Source organism: Rhodococcus sp. P4_C10 (genome assembly GCF_056402135.1).
In genome coordinates this window covers 170551-187410 of the sequence record NZ_JBFUHZ010000006.1, presented here as the reverse complement: position 1 = coordinate 187410, position 16860 = coordinate 170551, and the positions used below count along the sequence as shown (strand labels likewise).

Below are 16860 nucleotides of genomic sequence, written 5' to 3'. Positions count from 1 at the left end.
CGAGAACCAGGAGCGCCCCAGGTGATCACAGAGCTGCAGACCGAATTCCACGGCCTTCCCGTCGTGGAATTCCCCATCGACACTGCCACCGCCCCCACCGTGCCCGACCAGGGCCCGGTCGCCTGGCGAATCTCCGTGCCCACGTACGAACCGCCCTTCGACTGGCCGGAGGCGTTCGCAAAGTTCCGTGCCGCGGTCGAGGCGGCGAGCGTGCAGGCGATCGTCGTCGGCGGCTGGTCCGATCCGTACGACGAGGGCTCCGCTCCCGTGGTGGCGGCTCTCGCCGCGGCCGCCGGCGAACTGCCCGCATTGCGGTCCCTGTTCCTCGGGGACATGACCTCCGAGGACTGCGAGATCTCGTGGATCGTGCAGTCGGACGTCACGGCCCTGCTGACGGCGTTTCCTCGGCTGGAGCACCTGGGGGTACGCGGCGGCAACCAGCTGGAGCTGACCCCTGTCCGGCACGAGAACCTGCGCAGCCTGGTGATCGAGACGGGTGGCCTGCCCGCCGACGTGGTCCGCGCCGTGGCCGCTTCGGATCTGCCGGCCCTGACCGAACTGGAGTTGTGGTTGGGCACAGAGGAGTACGGTGCCGATTCGTCCGTCGAGGACCTCGCCCCGATCCTCTCCGGTGAGAAGCTCCCGCGGTTGACCCGCCTCGCACTCTCGAACAGTGACCAGCAGGACGCGGTCGCGGCCGCCGTCGCGACGGCGCCGATCCTCCCGCAACTGCGCGCCCTGGATCTGTCGAAGGGCGTGCTGCTGGACGCGGGCGGCGAGGCGCTGCTCGCCGGGCAGTCGCTCACCCACCTCGAATCGCTGGACCTGCACCACAACTACCTCAGCGACGGCATGCGGGAACGTTTTCGGGCGGCACTCGAGCCGTCCGGGGTGGAACTGAACCTCGACAGCGAGGATGCCGACGAGGACGAATACGACGGAACGATCTACCGGTCGGTCGCGGTCGGCGAATGACACGTCCCCGCCTGGCGGTAGTGGGCAATCCGGAGAACCGCCGCGTGACGATGCTGCTGGACGCCGCGGCCCGCTCCGGCATGCCCACCCCGCGGGTGGTGTCCTGGCGCGAGGTACTCGCAGAGCGCGGCGCACGGTTCGACCCCGACGAGTTGGTGCGCCTCGACTCGCCCGGCGAAGACCCCGAGGTGGACGCGCTGCTGCGCGGACCCGGAGATCCGACCCGCATCGCCGGCGGCCCTCGGTGGTACGCGTCGCTGCTCGCCGCGGTCGGAACGCTGCGCGGCGGACGACCGCTGACCGATCCGGACGATCTGGCCGTGCTGTTCGACAAGCGACGGTGCCACGCGGCCCTCGCGGCCGGGGGCGTCCCGGTGCCGCCCTCCCCCACCTCGGGCGGCGATGCGCCGGTGCCGCGGGACTGGCCGGAGGTGCGCGAATTGGCCGCCGCCGCCGGGTTGCGGCGGTTCTTCGTCAAACCCGCGCACGGATCCTCCGCGGCCGGGGTGGTCGCGGTGGAGACCGCATCCGGTGACCGGATACAGGCCCGCAGCAGCACGGAGATCGCGGCGGACGGTGTCTACAACTCGCTGCGCGTCCGCCGATTCACGGGAGAAGCCGAGGTCGGCGCCCTCGTCGACGCCCTGGCCGCCGAACTCCTGCACATCGAGGCGTGGTTGCCGAAGCCGTCATGGCGGGGCGCCGCCGCGGACCTGCGCATCGTGGTGGTCGCCGGCCGGGCGACCCACGCGGTGCTCCGCACCAGCGCCCACCCCATGACCAACCTGCACCTGGGCGGGCAACGCGGCGACCTGGAGATCGCGCGGGCAGGTTTCGACGCCGCGGGATACGGCTGGGAAAACGCGCTCGCCGTCGCGGAACGGGCCGCCGCACAGTTCCCGCGCACCCTGTGCGTCGGGGTGGACCTGCTGCCCGCCGCGAACTGGCGCGGCGCCGCGGTCGGTGAGGTGAACGCGTTCGGTGACCTGCTCCCGGGACTGAGCGGGCTCCCGGGCCGCGCCGACGGGCTCGACACCTATGCGGCGCAACTGGCCGCGGTCACAGGATGGGCCGATCATGTCGCGGCCTGACGGGGTGCCCGCCGCACCGCCGGAATCGACTGCGGCACAGCCGGACATGAACGCCGTCGTCGGCTCCGACGACATCCTGCTGGTCACACTCGACACCCTGCGCTACGACGTGGCCTGCGAGCTGGCGGCCGCCGGGCGGATCCCGAACCTGGCGCGGCACCTGCCCGGCGGCCGATGGGAGGAACGCCACTCCCCCGGCAGCTTCACCTACGCCACGCACCAGGCGATGTTCGCCGGGTTCCTCCCCACCCCGGCCCGGCAGGGGCCGCACCCGCGGCTGTTCGCGGCCGAATTCGCCGGGAGCGAGTCCACTGCGAACGGGACCTTCGTGTTCGCGGAGTCGAATCTGGTCGCGGGCCTCTCCGCCGCCGGCTACCGCACGGTGTGCATCGGCGGTGTCGGCTTCTTCAACCGCCAAGGTGCGCTGGGTTCGGTGCTTCCCGATCTGTTCGACGAGGCGCACTGGTCTCCCGAACTCGGGGTGACCTCACCGACCTCGTTCGAGGCACAGGTGGACCTGGCCGCCCGGGCAGTGGCTCGGCTTCCCGCCGATCGCCGCCTCTTCCTGTTCGTCAACGTTTCCGCGCTGCACCAACCGAACTGGTTCTTCACCGACGGAGCCACCGCGGATCACGGGGACACCCGGGCGACGCACGCGGCGGCGCTGGAGTACGTGGATCGGCACATCGGTCGGCTGTTCGCGGCAATGTCGAGCCGGCGCCGGTGTCTCGCGATCGTGTGCTCCGACCACGGCACCGCCTACGGCGAGGACGGGTACACCGGGCATCGGCTCGGCCATCCCATGGTGTGGACGGTGCCCTACGCCCACTTCTTCCTAGAGGGACCACGATGACCACGATTGACCTGCCCCTGCCGATGCCTCCGGGCGTGGCGCCGACGGGATACGTTCCGCCGTACCAGAACTACGTGTACGCGTATCCGCACAAGACGGCGTACCGGCCGCTGCACCCGCGTCCAACCCTGACCGAACTGTGGGCGGACGAACCACAGGACGCACTGTCGCTGTACCTGCATGTGCCGTTCTGCGAGGTGCGCTGCGGCTTCTGCAACCTCTTCACCCGGGTCGGCGCACCGGGCGAGCTGACCACCCGATACCTCGACGCCCTCGAGCGGCAGGCCGAGGCGGTGCGCGAGGCCCTGACACCGTCGGCCCGGTTCGCGACGGCGGCGTTCGGCGGCGGTACCCCCACCTACCTGACCGCGGCGGAACTGAACCGGCTGTGCGACATCGCCGAAGGCATGGGCGCCGACCTGCGGGCCGTCCCCCTGTCGGTGGAGGCGTCCCCGGCCACGGCCACCGCCGACCGGCTCGCTGTGCTGGCCGAGCGCGGCGTCACCCGGCTCAGCCTCGGGGTGCAGAGTTTCGACGACACCGAGGCCCGGGCGGCGGTCCGGCCGCAGCGGCGCTCGGACGTCGAGGCCGCCCTGCAACGGATCCGCGACGCCGCGATCGCGGTCCTGAACATCGATCTGATCTACGGGATCGACGGCCAGACACCGGAATCCTGGATCGCCTCCCTCGACGCCGCGCTGGCCTGGCGTCCCGAGGAGTTGTACCTGTACCCGCTGTACGTGCGGCCGCTCACGGGTCTGGCCCGCCGCGGGGCCGGGCCCGATCCGGCATGGGACGCCCACCGCCTGGACCTGTACCGCCGCGGACGCGATCACCTGATCGCATCGGGCTACGTCCAGGAGTCGATGCGCATGTTCCGCCGCGCCGACGCACCCGATTTCGGTCCGAACGACTACGCCTGCCAGACCGACGGAATGATCGGACTCGGTTGTGGCGCAAGGTCGTACACCCGAGGGCTGCACTACTCCTTCGACTACGCGGTCGGCGCGACGGAGGTACGCGCCATCATCGACGACTTCGTGGCGGGCACCACCTCGGACTTCCGCCGCGCCGTGGTGGGCCACACCATGACCGAGGACGAGGCCCGACGCCGGCACCTGCTGCAGTCCGTGCTGCAGGCGGCGGGAATGCCGTTGGCGGACTACCGTTCTCAGTTCGGCGTCGACCCGCATGAGCATTTCGGCGCCGAGCTGGACCGGTGGACCGAACGCGGATGGCTTCTCTCCGACGGTGACCGGGTGCGGCTGACCGCACTGGGACTGGCCTACTCCGACGCCCTCGGACCGGAGCTGTTCTCACCGCAGGTCCGGGCGGCGATGGCCGAGTACGAAGGCCGCTGACGGTGCTGACCATCCTGTACCGGGGCCCGCTGGCGTCCTGCGACTACGACTGCCCGTACTGCCCGTTCGCCAAACGCCGGGACACCCCCGAGCAGCTGCGCGCCGACCGGGCCGACCTGGACCGGTTCTGCGCGTGGGTGGCGGACCAGGACCGGGAGCTCTCGATCCTGTTCACTCCGTGGGGCGAGGGGCTGGTTCGGTCCTGGTACCGGCGAGCCCTGGTGACGCTGTCGCGGCTGCCCCGGGTTCGCAGGGTGGCGATCCAGACCAACCTCAGCTGTCGCACCGGCTGGCTCGCCGACGCCGACCGCGACGCGGTCGCGCTGTGGTGCACGTACCACCCGGGTCAGACTCCCCACGACCGGTTCCTGACCAAGACCGCCGAGCTGACCGCGCTCGGCGTGCGCTTCAGCGTGGGTGTCGTCGGACTGCCGGAGCATCTCGAGGCGGCCCGGCGGCTGCGCGCCGAGCTGCCCGATTCGGTGTACCTGTGGGTCAACGCCGCCGAGGGCCACGAGTACACCGACGCCGACGCGGCCGACTGGGTCGGGATCGACCCGCTCTTCGGGTTCAGCCGGCGTCCGCACCGGACGCGGGGGCGCGCGTGCCGCACGGGGGACTCGGTGGTGTCCGTCGACGGTGCCGGCACCGTCCGGCGCTGCCATTTCGTCCCCGAGGAACTGGGCAACCTGTACGACGGATCCTTCGAGCAGGCGTTGCGGCCGCGCCCCTGTCCGCTGGACGTGTGCGACTGCCACATCGGCTACGTGCATGCCGAGCAGCTTCCGATGTACGACGTCTTCGCCGGCGGTGTGCTGGAACGGATCCCGGCGGAGCCGGTGTGGCTGCCGCTCCCCGCGCGTCGACAGCACGAGAACGATTAGCCGTCCGACCGCCGTCACCGGGGCCGGCCTCGCGCCGCAACCCGGACGCTGTCCGTGAAGTGGTTCGAATCCGATTGAGGCCGCGGCTCAATTAATTGCGTTGCCGCGGCAGGGACGACGCCGTACGTTCTCTCGCATGCATTGTCTTCACTTCATCCGCATCCGCCACAGCCGGGCTCTGGCCCGCTAGCGGACCCCCCGGTCGCGCCGGCGCGCCCAGGGCCCTTCGAGACCTTCTTTCACTCGAGGACCCGGAAGGGCAGCAGCTGTGGCATCACAGTCATTCGCACACGGAAACTATTCACACACGCAGACGAAGGCTCGCAGCAAGGGCGGTCACACGCCCAGAGACCGAGCCAGGCGCGAGCTCTCGCAGAACTTCCTGACCGACAGGCGCGCCGTCGACCAGGTGGTCGAGGCGGCCAGACCGGTCGGCCTCGTCCTGGAGCCCGGGTCCGGCAAGGGCGCGCTCACCGTCGCCCTGGCCGGAACCGGAGCCGATGTCGTCGGCTACGAGATCGACCCGCTACTGGCCGTCCAGCTCAAGGCCAGGACCGGGCTCGAGGTCGTCAGGGGCGACTTCACCGCAGCCCGGCCGCCGCGCGAGCCGTTCGCGGTGGTCGGCAACATCCCGTTTTCGATCACGTCGAAGATCGTCGACTGGTGCCTGCGGGCCCCGTCGCTGACATCGGCGACACTTGTCACGCAATTGGAGTACGCGCGCAAACGGTCCGGCGACTTCGGCCGCTGGAGCCTGGTCACGGTCGAGAGCTGGCCGTGGTTCACCTGGGAGTTGCTCGGACGGATCGGCCGGGAGAGCTTCAGGCCGGTGCCGTCGGTCGACTCGGCGATACTGCGGATCGAGCGACGGCCCGGACCGCTGGTGGCCGAGAGCCCCGCCTACCAGGACATGGTGAAGTTGGGTTTCGCCGGCATCGGCGGGTCGTTGCACGCATCGTTGTCCACGCGATACACCGGAGTGGACGACGCCTTCGCACGGGCGGGGATCGCCCACGACACAGTGGTGGCTTTCGTCCATCCAGACCATTGGATCACCTTGGCTGACCGATTGCTCCGCTGACCGGGCGCACACCCGGGTGTCGAGCCCCATTGATGCCCGGGTGTGCACGCTTCGCTCGCATGGGTTCGGCTACGCGAACGGGCCGTTGCCGGGGACCTCACTCGACTGTTGTCCCGACAACGACCCGCTCGACCGACACTGCTCCGCGTGTGGCGGTGCGGGCGACGCACTCAGCAGTCGAACACCGACCAGCAGATGTCGTTCCGCAACCGCTGGTCGTCGAGGACCAGCTCGCGAATTGCGTCCGGGAGCTGGTCGCGCTGCCACTGGCACTCGAGTCGCCCTGCGGCCTCGCCCTCGCCCTCCGGCGCGGCGGCACGCGCGGCCTTGATCGCATAGGCGGCCGCGCCGAGCTCGTGCGCGGCGACGTGTGCGACGGCCCCGGCCTGGCCGGCGGCGTACGCGGCGTGCCGCGGCGCCCCACGCAGGTCCCTGGCCGCGCCCATTGCATGGCCGCCCGCCGCGCGGGCCTGCATCATCTTGACCTCGCCACCCACCCAGGCTCGGGCGTGCTCGATCGCCTGCCGCGGCCGCGGGTCCTGCGGCCGAGCCGACTCGAAGAGACCCAGGACGTGCTCCGCGCACGATGCCGCCCAGAGGGCGAGGAGACGGTGATCCGAATCGGTGAGGGTCCCGCCGCGTCGGATCGTCACGAAGCGAGGGTCCCGGACCTTCGGGAGGATCATGGTCGGCACTCCTTCTGCTTGCATCCGCCCGACACCCGAGGGCGTCGCGTCACGATCGGGACTGCACGAACCGGTCCAGGCAACGTTCGGCCACCGCCGTGATTGTCAGTGCCGGGTTGACCAGCGCCGTCGACCCGGGCAGGAGGGCACCGTCGACGACGAACAGGTTCGGGTACCCGTCGACCTTGCCGTCGAAGTCGCAGGCCTGCCCCATCACCGCACCGCCGAGTCCGTGCCAGGTGCAGCCCGAGCCGAAGTCGCTCAGCCGGGTGTAGACCGGGATCCCGGTCGCGGGCGAACCCTGCCGGACCTCGGTGCGCTCGTGGAAGCGGCCGGCGAAGTTCCTGCCGCGCGCGTCGACGTCACTGTTCGCCTCGCCGAACGGGTAGTTGAGTTCGGCGCGGCCCGTCGCCGGGTTGTAGTCGACGCTGCCGCGTTCGTCGGTGATCACCTGGATCAGGTTGGCCATCATGCCGCCGCCGGCGACGTCCGGGAACGGCGAGGCCTCCCAGGAGATGGAGATGGGCCCGTCCGGATTGTCGTCGTCGTACATGACGGCGACGCCGGGCCCACCCTGCTTGGCACCGCAGTCGCGGCGCAGGAGGACTCGCGACATCAGGAAGTCGCCGTTGGTGCCGTATCCCTTGCCGACCTTGTCGTTCAGCCGGGTCAGCGTGCCCTTCGCCTTCGCGGTGGCCAACAGCGAGCTGGTGTAGAACGAGCCGGCGGCCATGAACACGAAGTCGGCGACGAACGTCTTGTGTTCGAGCACCGCGCCGGTCTCGTCGATCCGCTTGGCCGACACCTCGAAGCGGTCCTGCCCCGGCACCTCGCGAATCTCGACCACCTCGTGCAACGGCAGGATGGACACGTTTCCGGTGGCCTCGGCGGCTGGCAGGTAGTTGTGGTCGACGCTGTTCTTGGCGCCGGAGTTGGTGCCGTACGGGCCCTCCCCGATCGAGTAGGACGCGGGCCTGCGCCCGGCGAGCTCGTCGCGGACGACGTCCCAGTTGACGCAGAAGTCGTGCAGGACGGGTTCGCCGCCGAAGTCCTCGATGTAGTCCAGCCAGGCCCGCGCCCCCCGGTAGTTCGGATGCGCGAGCAGGTCCGCCGGCAGCGGCGAGGTGCCCAGCATCTTCCGGGCCCGCGGGTAGTAGGTCCGATCCAGTTCGTCGTAGTCGATCTGGGCGGGAAAGACCTGGGTGAAGTCCTTGCGCCGCGGCTGCGGGGTGAACGCGCCGAACGCCAGTGAGCCGCCGCCGACCCCCGACCCGTACAGCGCGTCGATGCCGTTGCCCTTGACCCGGTCGATGAGGCCGGGGTAGCGGTCGATGCGCGTGAACTTGGTCAGCGGGTTGATCGGGGACTGGTCGGCGAACCAGGCGGCCCGGCGGTCCGGTTCGTTGACGGCGCAGAAGGTGTTGCCGGCCGGGTCGATCGGCCACCGCCGACCGCGCTCGAGGACCGTGGTCTGCACACCGGCCTGGCCGAGGCGCAGTGCCGCGACCGCGCCCCCGAACCCGCTGCCGACGACGACCGCGGTCTTACCGCGCAGCGCCGTCGGCGCCGCCCCGACCTGCGCGTTGGCCAACGGTCCGACGACGGATCCGGCGGCGATGGCACCCAGGCTCAGGGCCGCCCCGCGGAGGACGGATCGTCGGCTGTGCGGGACGCGTGCTGCAAACTCGGCTGTGGTCACTCGGTGGAAGATACGCGCCCACGGCCGCGCGCGGGCGTCGCTACGCGTTCAGTCCGCCTGCACGGGATACCGGAGCGCCGCGACGTCGGCAAGGACCCCGGTCGCGTCCGCCGCGGGATTCAGGACGGCAATGTGCTCGTCGGTGAGCGGGAGCGACGCCATGAGGTGGTGCGCGACAGCCGGACTCATCTCGCCCCCGTAGTAGGCCGCGTGGTCGAGGAAGCCGTCCAGGGTCCAGTCGGTCAAGGCCCCGAACATCCACGACGCCCCGTCCGCGTAGACATCGCCGTCGGGATCGGCGAAGTCCGAGCAGTTCCACGACGAGTCACCCACCGCCCACCACAGGCACACCGTCATCGTCGGCACGCCGTCGAGAGTGAAATCATCTGTGTAGGAACGAAACACGGCGGGCAGGTGGTCGACGAGCCCCGGCCAGAGGGCGGCATCGGCCCGGTCGTAGGTGTTCATGACCGATTCGTGGTCAAATCCCCGAATGTAGGTTCCGTTGGGACCGAAGACGATCGAGTACTCGTCGCCGGCGCCGTTGTCCATCGAGGCCAGCGACTCGTCGGCCCGCCAGCCCGGTCGGTACATGTACTTGGAGGCACCGGTGGTCATGACCGCGTCGAGTGCGGCCAGCACGATGCTGCGGCGCCGCAACTCCTCGGGGTCCGGGAGCGATTCGAGGAGCTGAGGGGTGGGCACGTGGAGACCTTCCTGTCGTTTCGCCGTCGGTCGGACCGCACTTCCCTTGCTGCCCATCGGCATCGGATCGGTCCGTCGACCCGGAGCCTTGCACCTTCGAGGGGCGGGTTGTCGACCCAGGGTGCGGCAAGATGCGTTGCACGACTGGGCGACGCCACATTCATACCCGCTCTGCCGCAGGACGGCCCGGCCTGCACCGGCCGAGGGTCGGCTACCGCTCGGCCTCGACCGCAGTCGCTCCGCATTCACCACACGCGGGCGACGGCGCCGCGACGCGCGACTGTCCCGCACCGGCCCTCGACCGCACCGGGAACAGCGGCGGCCACGGCCAGTGCTGGCCGAGGCGGCCCCGCGCACGCAGGAAGCCCAGGCCGAGCACGAGCCCGAAGATCAGGTGCCCGATCAGCGACAGTGTGATCGTCGTCGGCGTGAGCGGAAACATGTCCTGTTGACCGCGCGGCGACAGGGCCACCGTCCCGATGAGGCCGGACCAGACGGGGAACACCGCGAAGGCGACGAATGCGAGGAGGACGGTGCGGCGTGACCGATGCTGGAGGCCGAACGCGAGGGCGATGAGGAAGAAGGCGATTCCGATTCCGCCGCCGTCGCCGAGGTAGCGCCACAGGTAGCCGACGATCGCGCCGGTCCGGGCATCGGTTCCCGAGTGGAGCCACGTACCCATGTGCGGAATGAAGTCGCCCCAGAGGCCGAGCAGATACACGGTGTCGAGACGGAAGACGTCATAGGCCAGACACGCGAACATCCCCCAGCCGAGGCCATGGCCGACGATGCGGTCGATCGGGTGCGGAGCGAACACGCACAACACGGCGAGGGTGGCCGCGAGCGGAATGATCACCAGCGGACCGGTGGCACTCATCGGCACCACACCGAACACGTGAGCCGAGATCGCAAGCAGCGGCAGGGACGCGAGCAGCAGGTACATGCCGATCCGGGCGTAGGCCCAGTGGTGGCGGACCGCCTTACGGACGGATTCGACGGCGGGCAAGGCGACCGGCGGCCCGTGTTCATGTACGTCAGGGACGGTGGTGCCGAGGATGCGTGGCATGGCGGTGGGTTCCTTCCGGTCGAGGGGCCTCTCCCAGCGAGTGGTCGACGTCAGATCCCCAGCATCCGTCGAGTGCCCGGCATGCGAACAGTCCCCTGAGGGGTGGCAACAGCCACCCCTCAGATACGCACCACTTGCGCGGCTCGATCCCTCCCGCCCTGCGGGAGAAGTCGTTCCATCTCGGCCACGGCCGTTTCTACGCTTGCGTCAATCGACGCCTACGCCGCGCCGCGCCGCGCGACTGGACCCTGGACGGTGCGCGCCTACACCAGGAACGAAGGGACGCACGTTGACCGCTGTCGAGACGGGATGGCACTGCCTCGGACCGGCCGAGAACTACCGCGACGGCAAGCCACATGCCATCGCGATGTTCGGCACCAAGCTCGTCGCGTTCGCCGACAGCCGGGGCGAGATCAGGATTCTCGACGCCCGCTGCCCGCACATGGGCGGCGACCTGAGCAACGGCTCCGTCGTGGGCGGAACGATCGACTGCCCGATCCACCGCTGGCGCTGGGACGGAAACGGCGAAGCGGCTGGCGGGTCACCACACCCGACGCCCACCCGCGCGTGGGCGACCCGCGAGCGGGACCAGCAGCTGTTCGTGTGGCACGACCCGGAGGGGCTTCACTGACGTTCAGTCGTCCAGCGCGTCCTCGATGAGCGGTTCGAGAGCGCGACCAGCTTCGGGGGAAAGACTCTCGGTCAGGGCGTTGACGGCGTCGATGACCTCATCGCGTTCCAGGGTGTAGAGGAATTGATGCTTGCGGTTGAGAGTGGCGATTGTGTCGAGGAACTCCGTGACCGCCGTGATGACCGATTCGGTGTGCGTGGGTTCGTCGGTGCCGCAGGCCTCGCGGACCTGACGGAGCGCCGCGACGAACGCTGCGCGGGCCTTCTTCGAGACCGCATCGGGGATGCCGTCACGGCCGTCCCAGTGGCGGAGCGGGTTCTCCAGGTTCTCGGCCAGCCATTCGGGTTTGCGAGGTTTGCGGACGGTGAGTTCGACCCGCGGCACCAACGCGTACTGGGCGCGCACGCCGGTGGCGACGTCTGCGGGGATGCTGTCGAGGTCGAGGCCGGTGAGGGACGGGAGCTCGTCGGGCCCCGGGAAGTCGGAAGGGCCGTAGCCGAACAGGTCGCAGATCCACAGGGTGTCCAGCCGCGGCAGCCTCTGCAGTTCCTCGAGTTCGTCGAGCAGACCGGGGGCTCCGAACAGGTGGAGCCAGGAGGCCTCCGGGAAATGCTCGGCGACGTCACCGAGCGCGAGCTCCTCGATGGCGCTGATCCGCAGGCCGTGCGTGCGCTCCAGGCCGCGCACCGGCGGCACGGCGCCGGTGAGGTTCACCGTGATCCAGCGGCCGTCCCGCTCGGCGACCACCTGCAGCATCTGCTCCGACGCGGGCTCCTCCGCGCTCAGCTCGTCGATCATTGCGTCCAGCGAGTCGAAGCTGTTGACCGCGCCTTCGCCGCGCAAGGTGAGGTGGTCGAGGCTCTGCGGGAGCACGAGTCGTTGTAGTCCCGTGATGTCGATCTGGAGTTGGTCGAGGTTCGTGCGGGAGAAGTCGAGTTCCCGTTGTCCGTGACCGGTGAGGCTCAGTTCCTTCACCAGCAGTGAAGCTTCCAGGAACGGCAGGAGGTCGTCGCGCCACGCGTGGAGCTCCACCTGGTAGAGGGCGGGCCAGGCGCGCAGCGATTCCAGGCTGAAGTCGTCGCCGATCCGGTAGCCGGCGTCGTCACTGAATCGGCGGGCATGGGCCAGGCGCGCCTCGTACTGTTCGCCGCTGCGCGAGTCCGTGAGGCCCGGTGTCGGCGCCATTTCTCCACCGTCCAGCGCGGCCGAGAACGCGGTCCTCGTCTCGCTGGGAATCGAGTCCCAGCGGCACTGCCGCTCGACGTCCCGGTCGAACTCCCACGCGAAGTAGGCACGGGAGACGGTCTCGCCGGTCACGGGGAGCGAACCGATCCGAAGGTAGGAGGCGGGAACGCGCAGGGGGACGTTCCTCAACATCTCCTCCGGGGTCCAGAACATGTAGTCCCGCACCATCCGCGGCACGCCGGCCAGCGTGGTGACGTCCGGAATCTCGGTGCCCGTCCAGGCGAGGACTGCGGCCGTCGCGAGATCCCGGGACTCGTCGACCGCGACGACCTGGCAGGCTCCGTAGCGACCAATCCGTTCGAGGGGGAAGACGAAGACATCGCCGGGTGCGGCAGTGGACGGTGATTCGGATTCGGTCAGTGTGCGCTCCGTGCTCATCCCTCGCGCCTCGCCAACTCCGCCAGTTGGTCGAAGGTCCGCACGAGGACCTCGCGCCGCCGCTCCTTGTAGTCCGGCTTGGGCTCCAGCCCGTCGATCGCCCCCTCCCAGACGGCCAGGAACCGGTCCTTCCATCCCACGATGGTCTCCGGGTCGGGCAGGCTGACCCCGACGTAGGGCTGCTGCGCGAGCAGGTGAAGCAACTCCAGGTTGCAAGGCACCGCGACGCCCCAGTACTCGTCCGGCTCGATCTCGACCGCGTCACCGGACATCGCCTTGGTGACCTCGTCGACGAGCCTGCCGGTCAGGTCCGAAAGATGATCGGCGGCGGTGTCGTCGTCGAAATTGCCGCTGCCCCAAGTCCCCATGGTGTCCTCACCCTCCCGCGTCCGATACTGGCGACATTGAACCAGACAGCACCGACGTTCCGCCGATCGACGGACCGGGTCCCGGGCGACTCAGTTGGTTTGGGCGAGAGCTCCGATGACGGTGGCGCGCCGGCGTGTTACCGGCCCGTGGGCTCCGAGCGTGCTGAGGTCATCGTCGTCGTCGACGAGCCGCCAGAAACTCGATTCGTCGGCTGCGGTTCCGAGGACAAGCCACGTGGGTCCGTATCGGGTTGGCGCCCACCAGAGCTCGGCGGCTGTCACGGTGTCGTCGAAGAGGATGTCGCCGACTGGGTACCCCTCGAGCGCGCCGATGAACGTGAATGGTCCGCGCTCGGAAGGCATGGCGTCGAGCAGGTCACGGGTAATGCGGTCGGCTTGGTTCCCTGCGTGGTCTTCACTGTCAGCGTTCGTGGACGAAAAGGCCGGCATCCGAAACCTGACAAGGACCGCGCTCCCGGACGCGTCGGAGAACAGCCGGAACACGGGGAAGCCGCCTGCCATTTCTTCGCCTCCTCTGCACGGCGTGTCGGCCGTACTCGTCAATTCAAGTGCGTCGCTCAGCGCTCGACCGGTTCGAGGGCTGCCTCGACCTTCTCGGTAGGCAGCAGCATCTCGGCGACGGCGTTACGGTCATCGTCGTCCGCATCCAGTTCCCAGAGGTCGGTGAGTACTTTGCGTACGGCGGCCGCGAAGTCGGGGTAGGTGTCGAGCGGTTCGTCCGGGTGCTCGGCGCTCCACCAGTGCACGGTACCGTCGGGCGCGGCGAGCACCGCGGTGGCACCCGAGCCCCACAACGGCACGAGTTCGGGATGCCGCTCGACGATCGACCAGGCCGGCGCCCACACCGAGTCGGCCTGGTTCTGCAGGACCGGGTGCACGGTCACGCCACCCTCGAGGGCGATGCGCACGACTACCTCCGGCAGTCCCAGTGAGCGGATGCGGGCAGCGTGCTCCTCCGGCGTCATGCCTATTTCCTATCGCATTCCTGTCGCCGCGAGCTGGGGCCACCAGTCAATCCAGCGGCGTCGCGGCGTGCCGCGTACCTCGACGTTCGACTATCACGATGGGCGGCGCCGTCGCCGTCCGCGGTCCCGTGTATTCACGATCGCTGCCGCGGTGCCCGCGACCGTCGGATCACCGTCGCCGGCCAGCCGTGCCAGCGCCTCCCGTGCCGCCGGCCCGGGAATCTCCGCCAGCGCCTGCGTGATTCGCAGCCGCATGCCCGCGTCATCGACACTGTCGAGCTTGTCCTGCAGGACCCCGACGACGTCATCGTCGCCCGGCGAGACCTCCGTCAGCAGGCCCAACACCTCGGCGGCCTCGACATCACGCCGCCCCTCGACGACCATCTCGAGGAGGACAGGCGTCGAGTCGACGCTCCCCCGAGAGCCCAGCGCGAGGGCCGCACGCCCGCGGACCGTGGCGTCGGAATCATCGAGAGCACGTCTCAGCAGCACCGTTGCCTCCGCAGTCTGCACCGCCGCTATCGCGACAGTCGCCCGACGCCGGACGTCGACGTTCTCCGAGTCGAGACCGGTGGCCAGGCCCGCGAGTCCCCGACCACCGGCCCTCGCCAACGACCACCGCAGTGCTCCGGCCACATTGGGGTCGTCCTCCGACAAGGCCGCCTCGACCAGAGCCGCGACGGGCAGCGCCGCGTTCCCGTCCTGAGACAGGATCGCCTGCTGCCGCCGGGCCCCGGACTCCGATTCCAGCGCGCGCAACAGGGAGATGAGGCGCAGGACATGGTCCCACTCCGCCGGCGAGGCGGCGTCGACGCGTTCGAGCTTGGTGAGCAGTTCCTCCTCGGCGGCGATCCGCTCCCGCGTGTGACGGATGAGGTCTGCCACCAGATCGCCCGGCGCGAAATCGGACTCGTCCAGTGCGCGCCTCGCCTCGTTCAACGACAGCCCGAGGGTCCGAAGGCTCTCGACGTGGAAGAGGCGGCGGATGTCGTCGGCGGAGTACTCGCGGTAGCCGCCGGACGTGCGGCCGGTGGGCTTCACCAGCCCCAGCGTGTCGTAGTGCCGCAGCATCCGCGTGCTGACGCCGGACCGCCGCGAGACCTCACCGATCAACATCCCGTCTCCTCCCGCTACGTGTCCGGGCCGGTGACCGCGACGCGCTTCGCCATCTCGAGCGAGAGGGTGAACGCACTGTCGGGGTCGTGGCAGAGCTGCTTCGTGGCATCCGCGTGCGCACGGATACGCGGATCGGGACTCGCCCCGGCCGCGTCGAGGACCGGCAGGACGGCGTCCCCGAGCGCCACCAGCGCGCGGCTCAGACTGAGCTGCATGTCGCGGTCGCCCCGTCCGAGCTCGGTCGCCAGATCGGCCGCGAGCGCGACCTCGTCGTCGGGCGGCACGAGCGCCACGGCCGCCCGCCACGCGCTGCGCGCGACCTCGTCGTGCTCGTCGTGCAGCAGTGCCGACGCCGCGGGCCAGGCGAGCCGATCGCCGATCTTGGACAGGGTGTGCAGCGCCTGACTGCGGGCCTGCGCGGTGCCGGACCCGAGCTCCTGGACCAGTCTCGGCGCCGTGATCTCGGCCGGCAGGCGGCACAACGACCAGGTCAGCATGTCGCGGACGAAGAAGTCCGGTTCGACGGCACACCGAGCGACGAGAGTTTCCGTGAGACCGGGATCGCGACCCGTGCCTGCAGCGAGTGCCGCCCGCAGCCGAGCCGACGGGTCGGCTGCGGCCAGGGCGTCGACGAGGTAGGCATTCGACCCACCGCGGTTGGTTGTGTTCACGACAACCACCTCCTTCGTCGACCATTCGAGTCCTTGTCACTGTGTCAGGGTCAAGTCCCGGCGTCAGGGGCGCAATGGTCAGCATGCAGGACACGCCGCTGGAACCAATCCAAATCCGCATGCCACGACCGCTCGGGCCGAGCTCGGTGACGATCGCGCCCGGGCTGGCAGAATCGGCAGCGTGGTCAGGCCAGCGAGTTCCAGCGCATCGCCGGCGGTCGGTCGCGCCCTCGACATCCTGGTGCGACTCGCGCAGCGCCCGGGTCCGGTGCAGGCGGCCGCGCTCGCCCGCGACCTGGATCTGCCGCGTTCGTCGGTGTACCACATTCTGTCCGTGCTGGTGGAGCGCGGCTTCGTGGTGTACGTGCCGGGCGAGCAGGCGTACGGGCTCGGGGTGACGTCCTTCGAGATCGGCTCTGCCTACCTGCGCCACGAGCCGCTCGAGCGGCTCGCGCAGCCGATCCTGCACCGACTGGCCATGCAACTCGGACAGGCCGTGCACCTGGGGATCCTGCACGGCAACGAGACCGTCTACCTCCTCAAGGAACGCCCCACGTCCGGCCCCGCGGCCGAGGTCTCACTGATCACCGATATCGGGGTGCGGCTGCCCGCGCACCTGACCGCCAACGGGCGCGCCATCCTCGCCGCCCTGCCCGACGCTCAGGTCAAGGCGCTGTACTCCCGGCGCGGCGACTTCATCACTCGGACCGGGCTCGGCCCGCGGACGCTGACCGAACTGCGCCGCATCCTCGCGGAGGCCCGCTCGCGCGGGTGGGCAGAGGAGGTGGACCTGGTGACGACGGGCCTGCGGTCCGTTGGCGCCGCGGTGTTCGACCACAACGGCCGTGCGGTGGCGGCGCTGAGCACCACCTGGCGCAAACAGTTGGCCTATCCCGAGCCGGACGCCGTGGGTCAGATCCTGCTGGGCGGCGCCGAGCGCCTGACCTCCCACATCTCAGGCCACGTCCCCGCTCCACGCTGAGCGAGCAGGCACCACGATTCGACCCCTTGTGAGGCAGTTCACATGGTTGTATGGTCCTGTATATACAACTGCCGCCGCACGA

At 69.8% G+C, this 16860-nt stretch carries 18 protein-coding genes; 8 read left to right on the top strand and 10 right to left on the bottom strand.

From position 1 onward, the window contains the following. Positions 1–21: 21 nt before the first annotated feature. From AC1DWC_RS05260 to erm, 6 genes are all read left to right on the top strand, one after another. A complete protein-coding gene (locus AC1DWC_RS05260) occupies positions 22–975 on the top strand; it encodes an STM4015 family protein (RefSeq protein ID WP_477906481.1) in 954 nt (317 codons plus the stop codon). Next, positions 972–2066, top strand: coding sequence for an STM4014 family protein (locus AC1DWC_RS05255; protein WP_477906480.1), 1095 nt, complete (start codon positions 972–974; stop codon positions 2064–2066). The genes AC1DWC_RS05260 and AC1DWC_RS05255 overlap by 4 nt, the downstream gene beginning before the upstream one ends. Beyond that, positions 2053–2919: an STM4013/SEN3800 family hydrolase gene (locus AC1DWC_RS05250; RefSeq protein WP_477906479.1), complete on the top strand. Its 867-nt coding sequence runs from the start codon at positions 2053–2055 to the stop codon at positions 2917–2919. The genes AC1DWC_RS05255 and AC1DWC_RS05250 overlap by 14 nt, the downstream gene beginning before the upstream one ends. Continuing rightward, complete coding sequence (locus tag AC1DWC_RS05245; RefSeq protein ID WP_477906478.1) at positions 2916–4280, top strand: STM4012 family radical SAM protein; 1365 nt, start codon at positions 2916–2918, stop codon at positions 4278–4280. Before AC1DWC_RS05250 ends, AC1DWC_RS05245 begins: the two co-directional genes overlap by 4 nt. A gap of 2 nt (positions 4281–4282) precedes the next feature. Continuing rightward, positions 4283–5164, top strand: a complete 882-nt coding sequence (locus tag AC1DWC_RS05240) for an STM4011 family radical SAM protein (RefSeq protein ID WP_477906477.1) — start codon at positions 4283–4285, stop codon at positions 5162–5164. A gap of 268 nt (positions 5165–5432) precedes the next feature. Further along, on the top strand, positions 5433–6245 hold the full coding sequence (gene erm, locus AC1DWC_RS05235) for a 23S ribosomal RNA methyltransferase Erm (protein ID WP_477906476.1): 813 nt from the start codon (positions 5433–5435) through the stop codon (positions 6243–6245). A gap of 170 nt (positions 6246–6415) precedes the next feature. Here erm and AC1DWC_RS05230 read toward each other — a convergent pair whose 3' ends face one another. The 4 genes from AC1DWC_RS05230 to AC1DWC_RS05215 all read right to left on the bottom strand — a co-directional run bounded on the left by AC1DWC_RS05230 (position 6416) and on the right by AC1DWC_RS05215 (position 10401). Then, positions 6416–6931 (bottom strand): putative immunity protein, encoded by a 516-nt coding sequence (locus AC1DWC_RS05230; protein WP_477906475.1) that lies wholly within the window; start codon positions 6929–6931, stop codon positions 6416–6418. A gap of 49 nt (positions 6932–6980) precedes the next feature. Further along, positions 6981–8630, bottom strand: a complete 1650-nt coding sequence (locus tag AC1DWC_RS05225) for a GMC oxidoreductase (protein ID WP_477906474.1) — start codon at positions 8628–8630, stop codon at positions 6981–6983. Between the two features lie 48 nt (positions 8631–8678). Continuing rightward, entirely contained in the window at positions 8679–9335 is a 657-nt protein-coding gene (locus tag AC1DWC_RS05220; protein WP_477906473.1) for a hypothetical protein, read from the bottom strand. 211 nt (positions 9336–9546) lie between these two features. Continuing rightward, positions 9547–10401: a hypothetical protein gene (locus AC1DWC_RS05215; protein ID WP_477906472.1), complete on the bottom strand. Its 855-nt coding sequence runs from the start codon at positions 10399–10401 to the stop codon at positions 9547–9549. A gap of 289 nt (positions 10402–10690) precedes the next feature. Here AC1DWC_RS05215 and AC1DWC_RS05210 point away from each other — a divergent pair, with 289 nt between their 5' ends. After that, entirely contained in the window at positions 10691–11032 is a 342-nt protein-coding gene (locus AC1DWC_RS05210; RefSeq protein WP_477906471.1) for a Rieske 2Fe-2S domain-containing protein, read from the top strand. 3 nt (positions 11033–11035) lie between these two features. Here the strand turns inward: AC1DWC_RS05210 and AC1DWC_RS05205 are convergent, their stop codons facing one another. From AC1DWC_RS05205 to AC1DWC_RS05180, 6 genes are all read right to left on the bottom strand, one after another. Further along, entirely contained in the window at positions 11036–12655 is a 1620-nt protein-coding gene (locus tag AC1DWC_RS05205) for a hypothetical protein (protein ID WP_477906470.1), read from the bottom strand. Continuing rightward, complete coding sequence (locus AC1DWC_RS05200; RefSeq protein ID WP_477837564.1) at positions 12652–13023, bottom strand: DUF4259 domain-containing protein; 372 nt, start codon at positions 13021–13023, stop codon at positions 12652–12654. The genes AC1DWC_RS05205 and AC1DWC_RS05200 overlap by 4 nt, the downstream gene beginning before the upstream one ends. Before the next feature lie 90 nt (positions 13024–13113). Next, positions 13114–13545: a hypothetical protein gene (locus AC1DWC_RS05195; RefSeq protein ID WP_477906469.1), complete on the bottom strand. Its 432-nt coding sequence runs from the start codon at positions 13543–13545 to the stop codon at positions 13114–13116. Between the two features lie 56 nt (positions 13546–13601). After that, positions 13602–14009 (bottom strand): hypothetical protein, encoded by a 408-nt coding sequence (locus tag AC1DWC_RS05190; protein ID WP_477906468.1) that lies wholly within the window; start codon positions 14007–14009, stop codon positions 13602–13604. 93 nt (positions 14010–14102) lie between these two features. Then, positions 14103–15125: a MerR family transcriptional regulator gene (locus tag AC1DWC_RS05185; RefSeq protein WP_477906467.1), complete on the bottom strand. Its 1023-nt coding sequence runs from the start codon at positions 15123–15125 to the stop codon at positions 14103–14105. A 14-nt stretch (positions 15126–15139) separates the two neighbouring features. After that, positions 15140–15805, bottom strand: coding sequence for a HEAT repeat domain-containing protein (locus tag AC1DWC_RS05180; RefSeq protein WP_477906466.1), 666 nt, complete (start codon positions 15803–15805; stop codon positions 15140–15142). 172 nt (positions 15806–15977) lie between these two features. Here AC1DWC_RS05180 and AC1DWC_RS05175 point away from each other — a divergent pair, with 172 nt between their 5' ends. Further along, entirely contained in the window at positions 15978–16778 is an 801-nt protein-coding gene (locus AC1DWC_RS05175) for an IclR family transcriptional regulator (protein WP_477906465.1), read from the top strand. The last annotated feature ends 82 nt before the right edge of the window (positions 16779–16860 follow it).

Bases quoted from the DNA above. Each gene is read 5' to 3' on its own strand.
- AC1DWC_RS05215 (WP_477906472.1), bottom strand. From the start codon at position 10,401: ATGCCACGCATCCTCGGCACCACCGTCCCTGACGTACATGAACACGGG.
- AC1DWC_RS05255 (WP_477906480.1), top strand. From the start codon at position 972: ATGACACGTCCCCGCCTGGCGGTAGTGGGCAATCCGGAGAACCGCCGC.
- AC1DWC_RS05195 (WP_477906469.1), bottom strand. From the start codon at position 13,545: ATGGCAGGCGGCTTCCCCGTGTTCCGGCTGTTCTCCGACGCGTCCGGG.
- AC1DWC_RS05205 (WP_477906470.1), bottom strand. From the start codon at position 12,655: ATGAGCACGGAGCGCACACTGACCGAATCCGAATCACCGTCCACTGCC.
- AC1DWC_RS05200 (WP_477837564.1), bottom strand. From the start codon at position 13,023: ATGGGGACTTGGGGCAGCGGCAATTTCGACGACGACACCGCCGCCGAT.
- AC1DWC_RS05185 (WP_477906467.1), bottom strand. From the start codon at position 15,125: ATGTTGATCGGTGAGGTCTCGCGGCGGTCCGGCGTCAGCACGCGGATG.
- AC1DWC_RS05250 (WP_477906479.1), top strand. From the start codon at position 2,053: ATGTCGCGGCCTGACGGGGTGCCCGCCGCACCGCCGGAATCGACTGCG.
- AC1DWC_RS05190 (WP_477906468.1), bottom strand. From the start codon at position 14,009: ATGACGCCGGAGGAGCACGCTGCCCGCATCCGCTCACTGGGACTGCCG.
- AC1DWC_RS05245 (WP_477906478.1), top strand. From the start codon at position 2,916: ATGACCACGATTGACCTGCCCCTGCCGATGCCTCCGGGCGTGGCGCCG.
- AC1DWC_RS05230 (WP_477906475.1), bottom strand. From the start codon at position 6,931: ATGATCCTCCCGAAGGTCCGGGACCCTCGCTTCGTGACGATCCGACGC.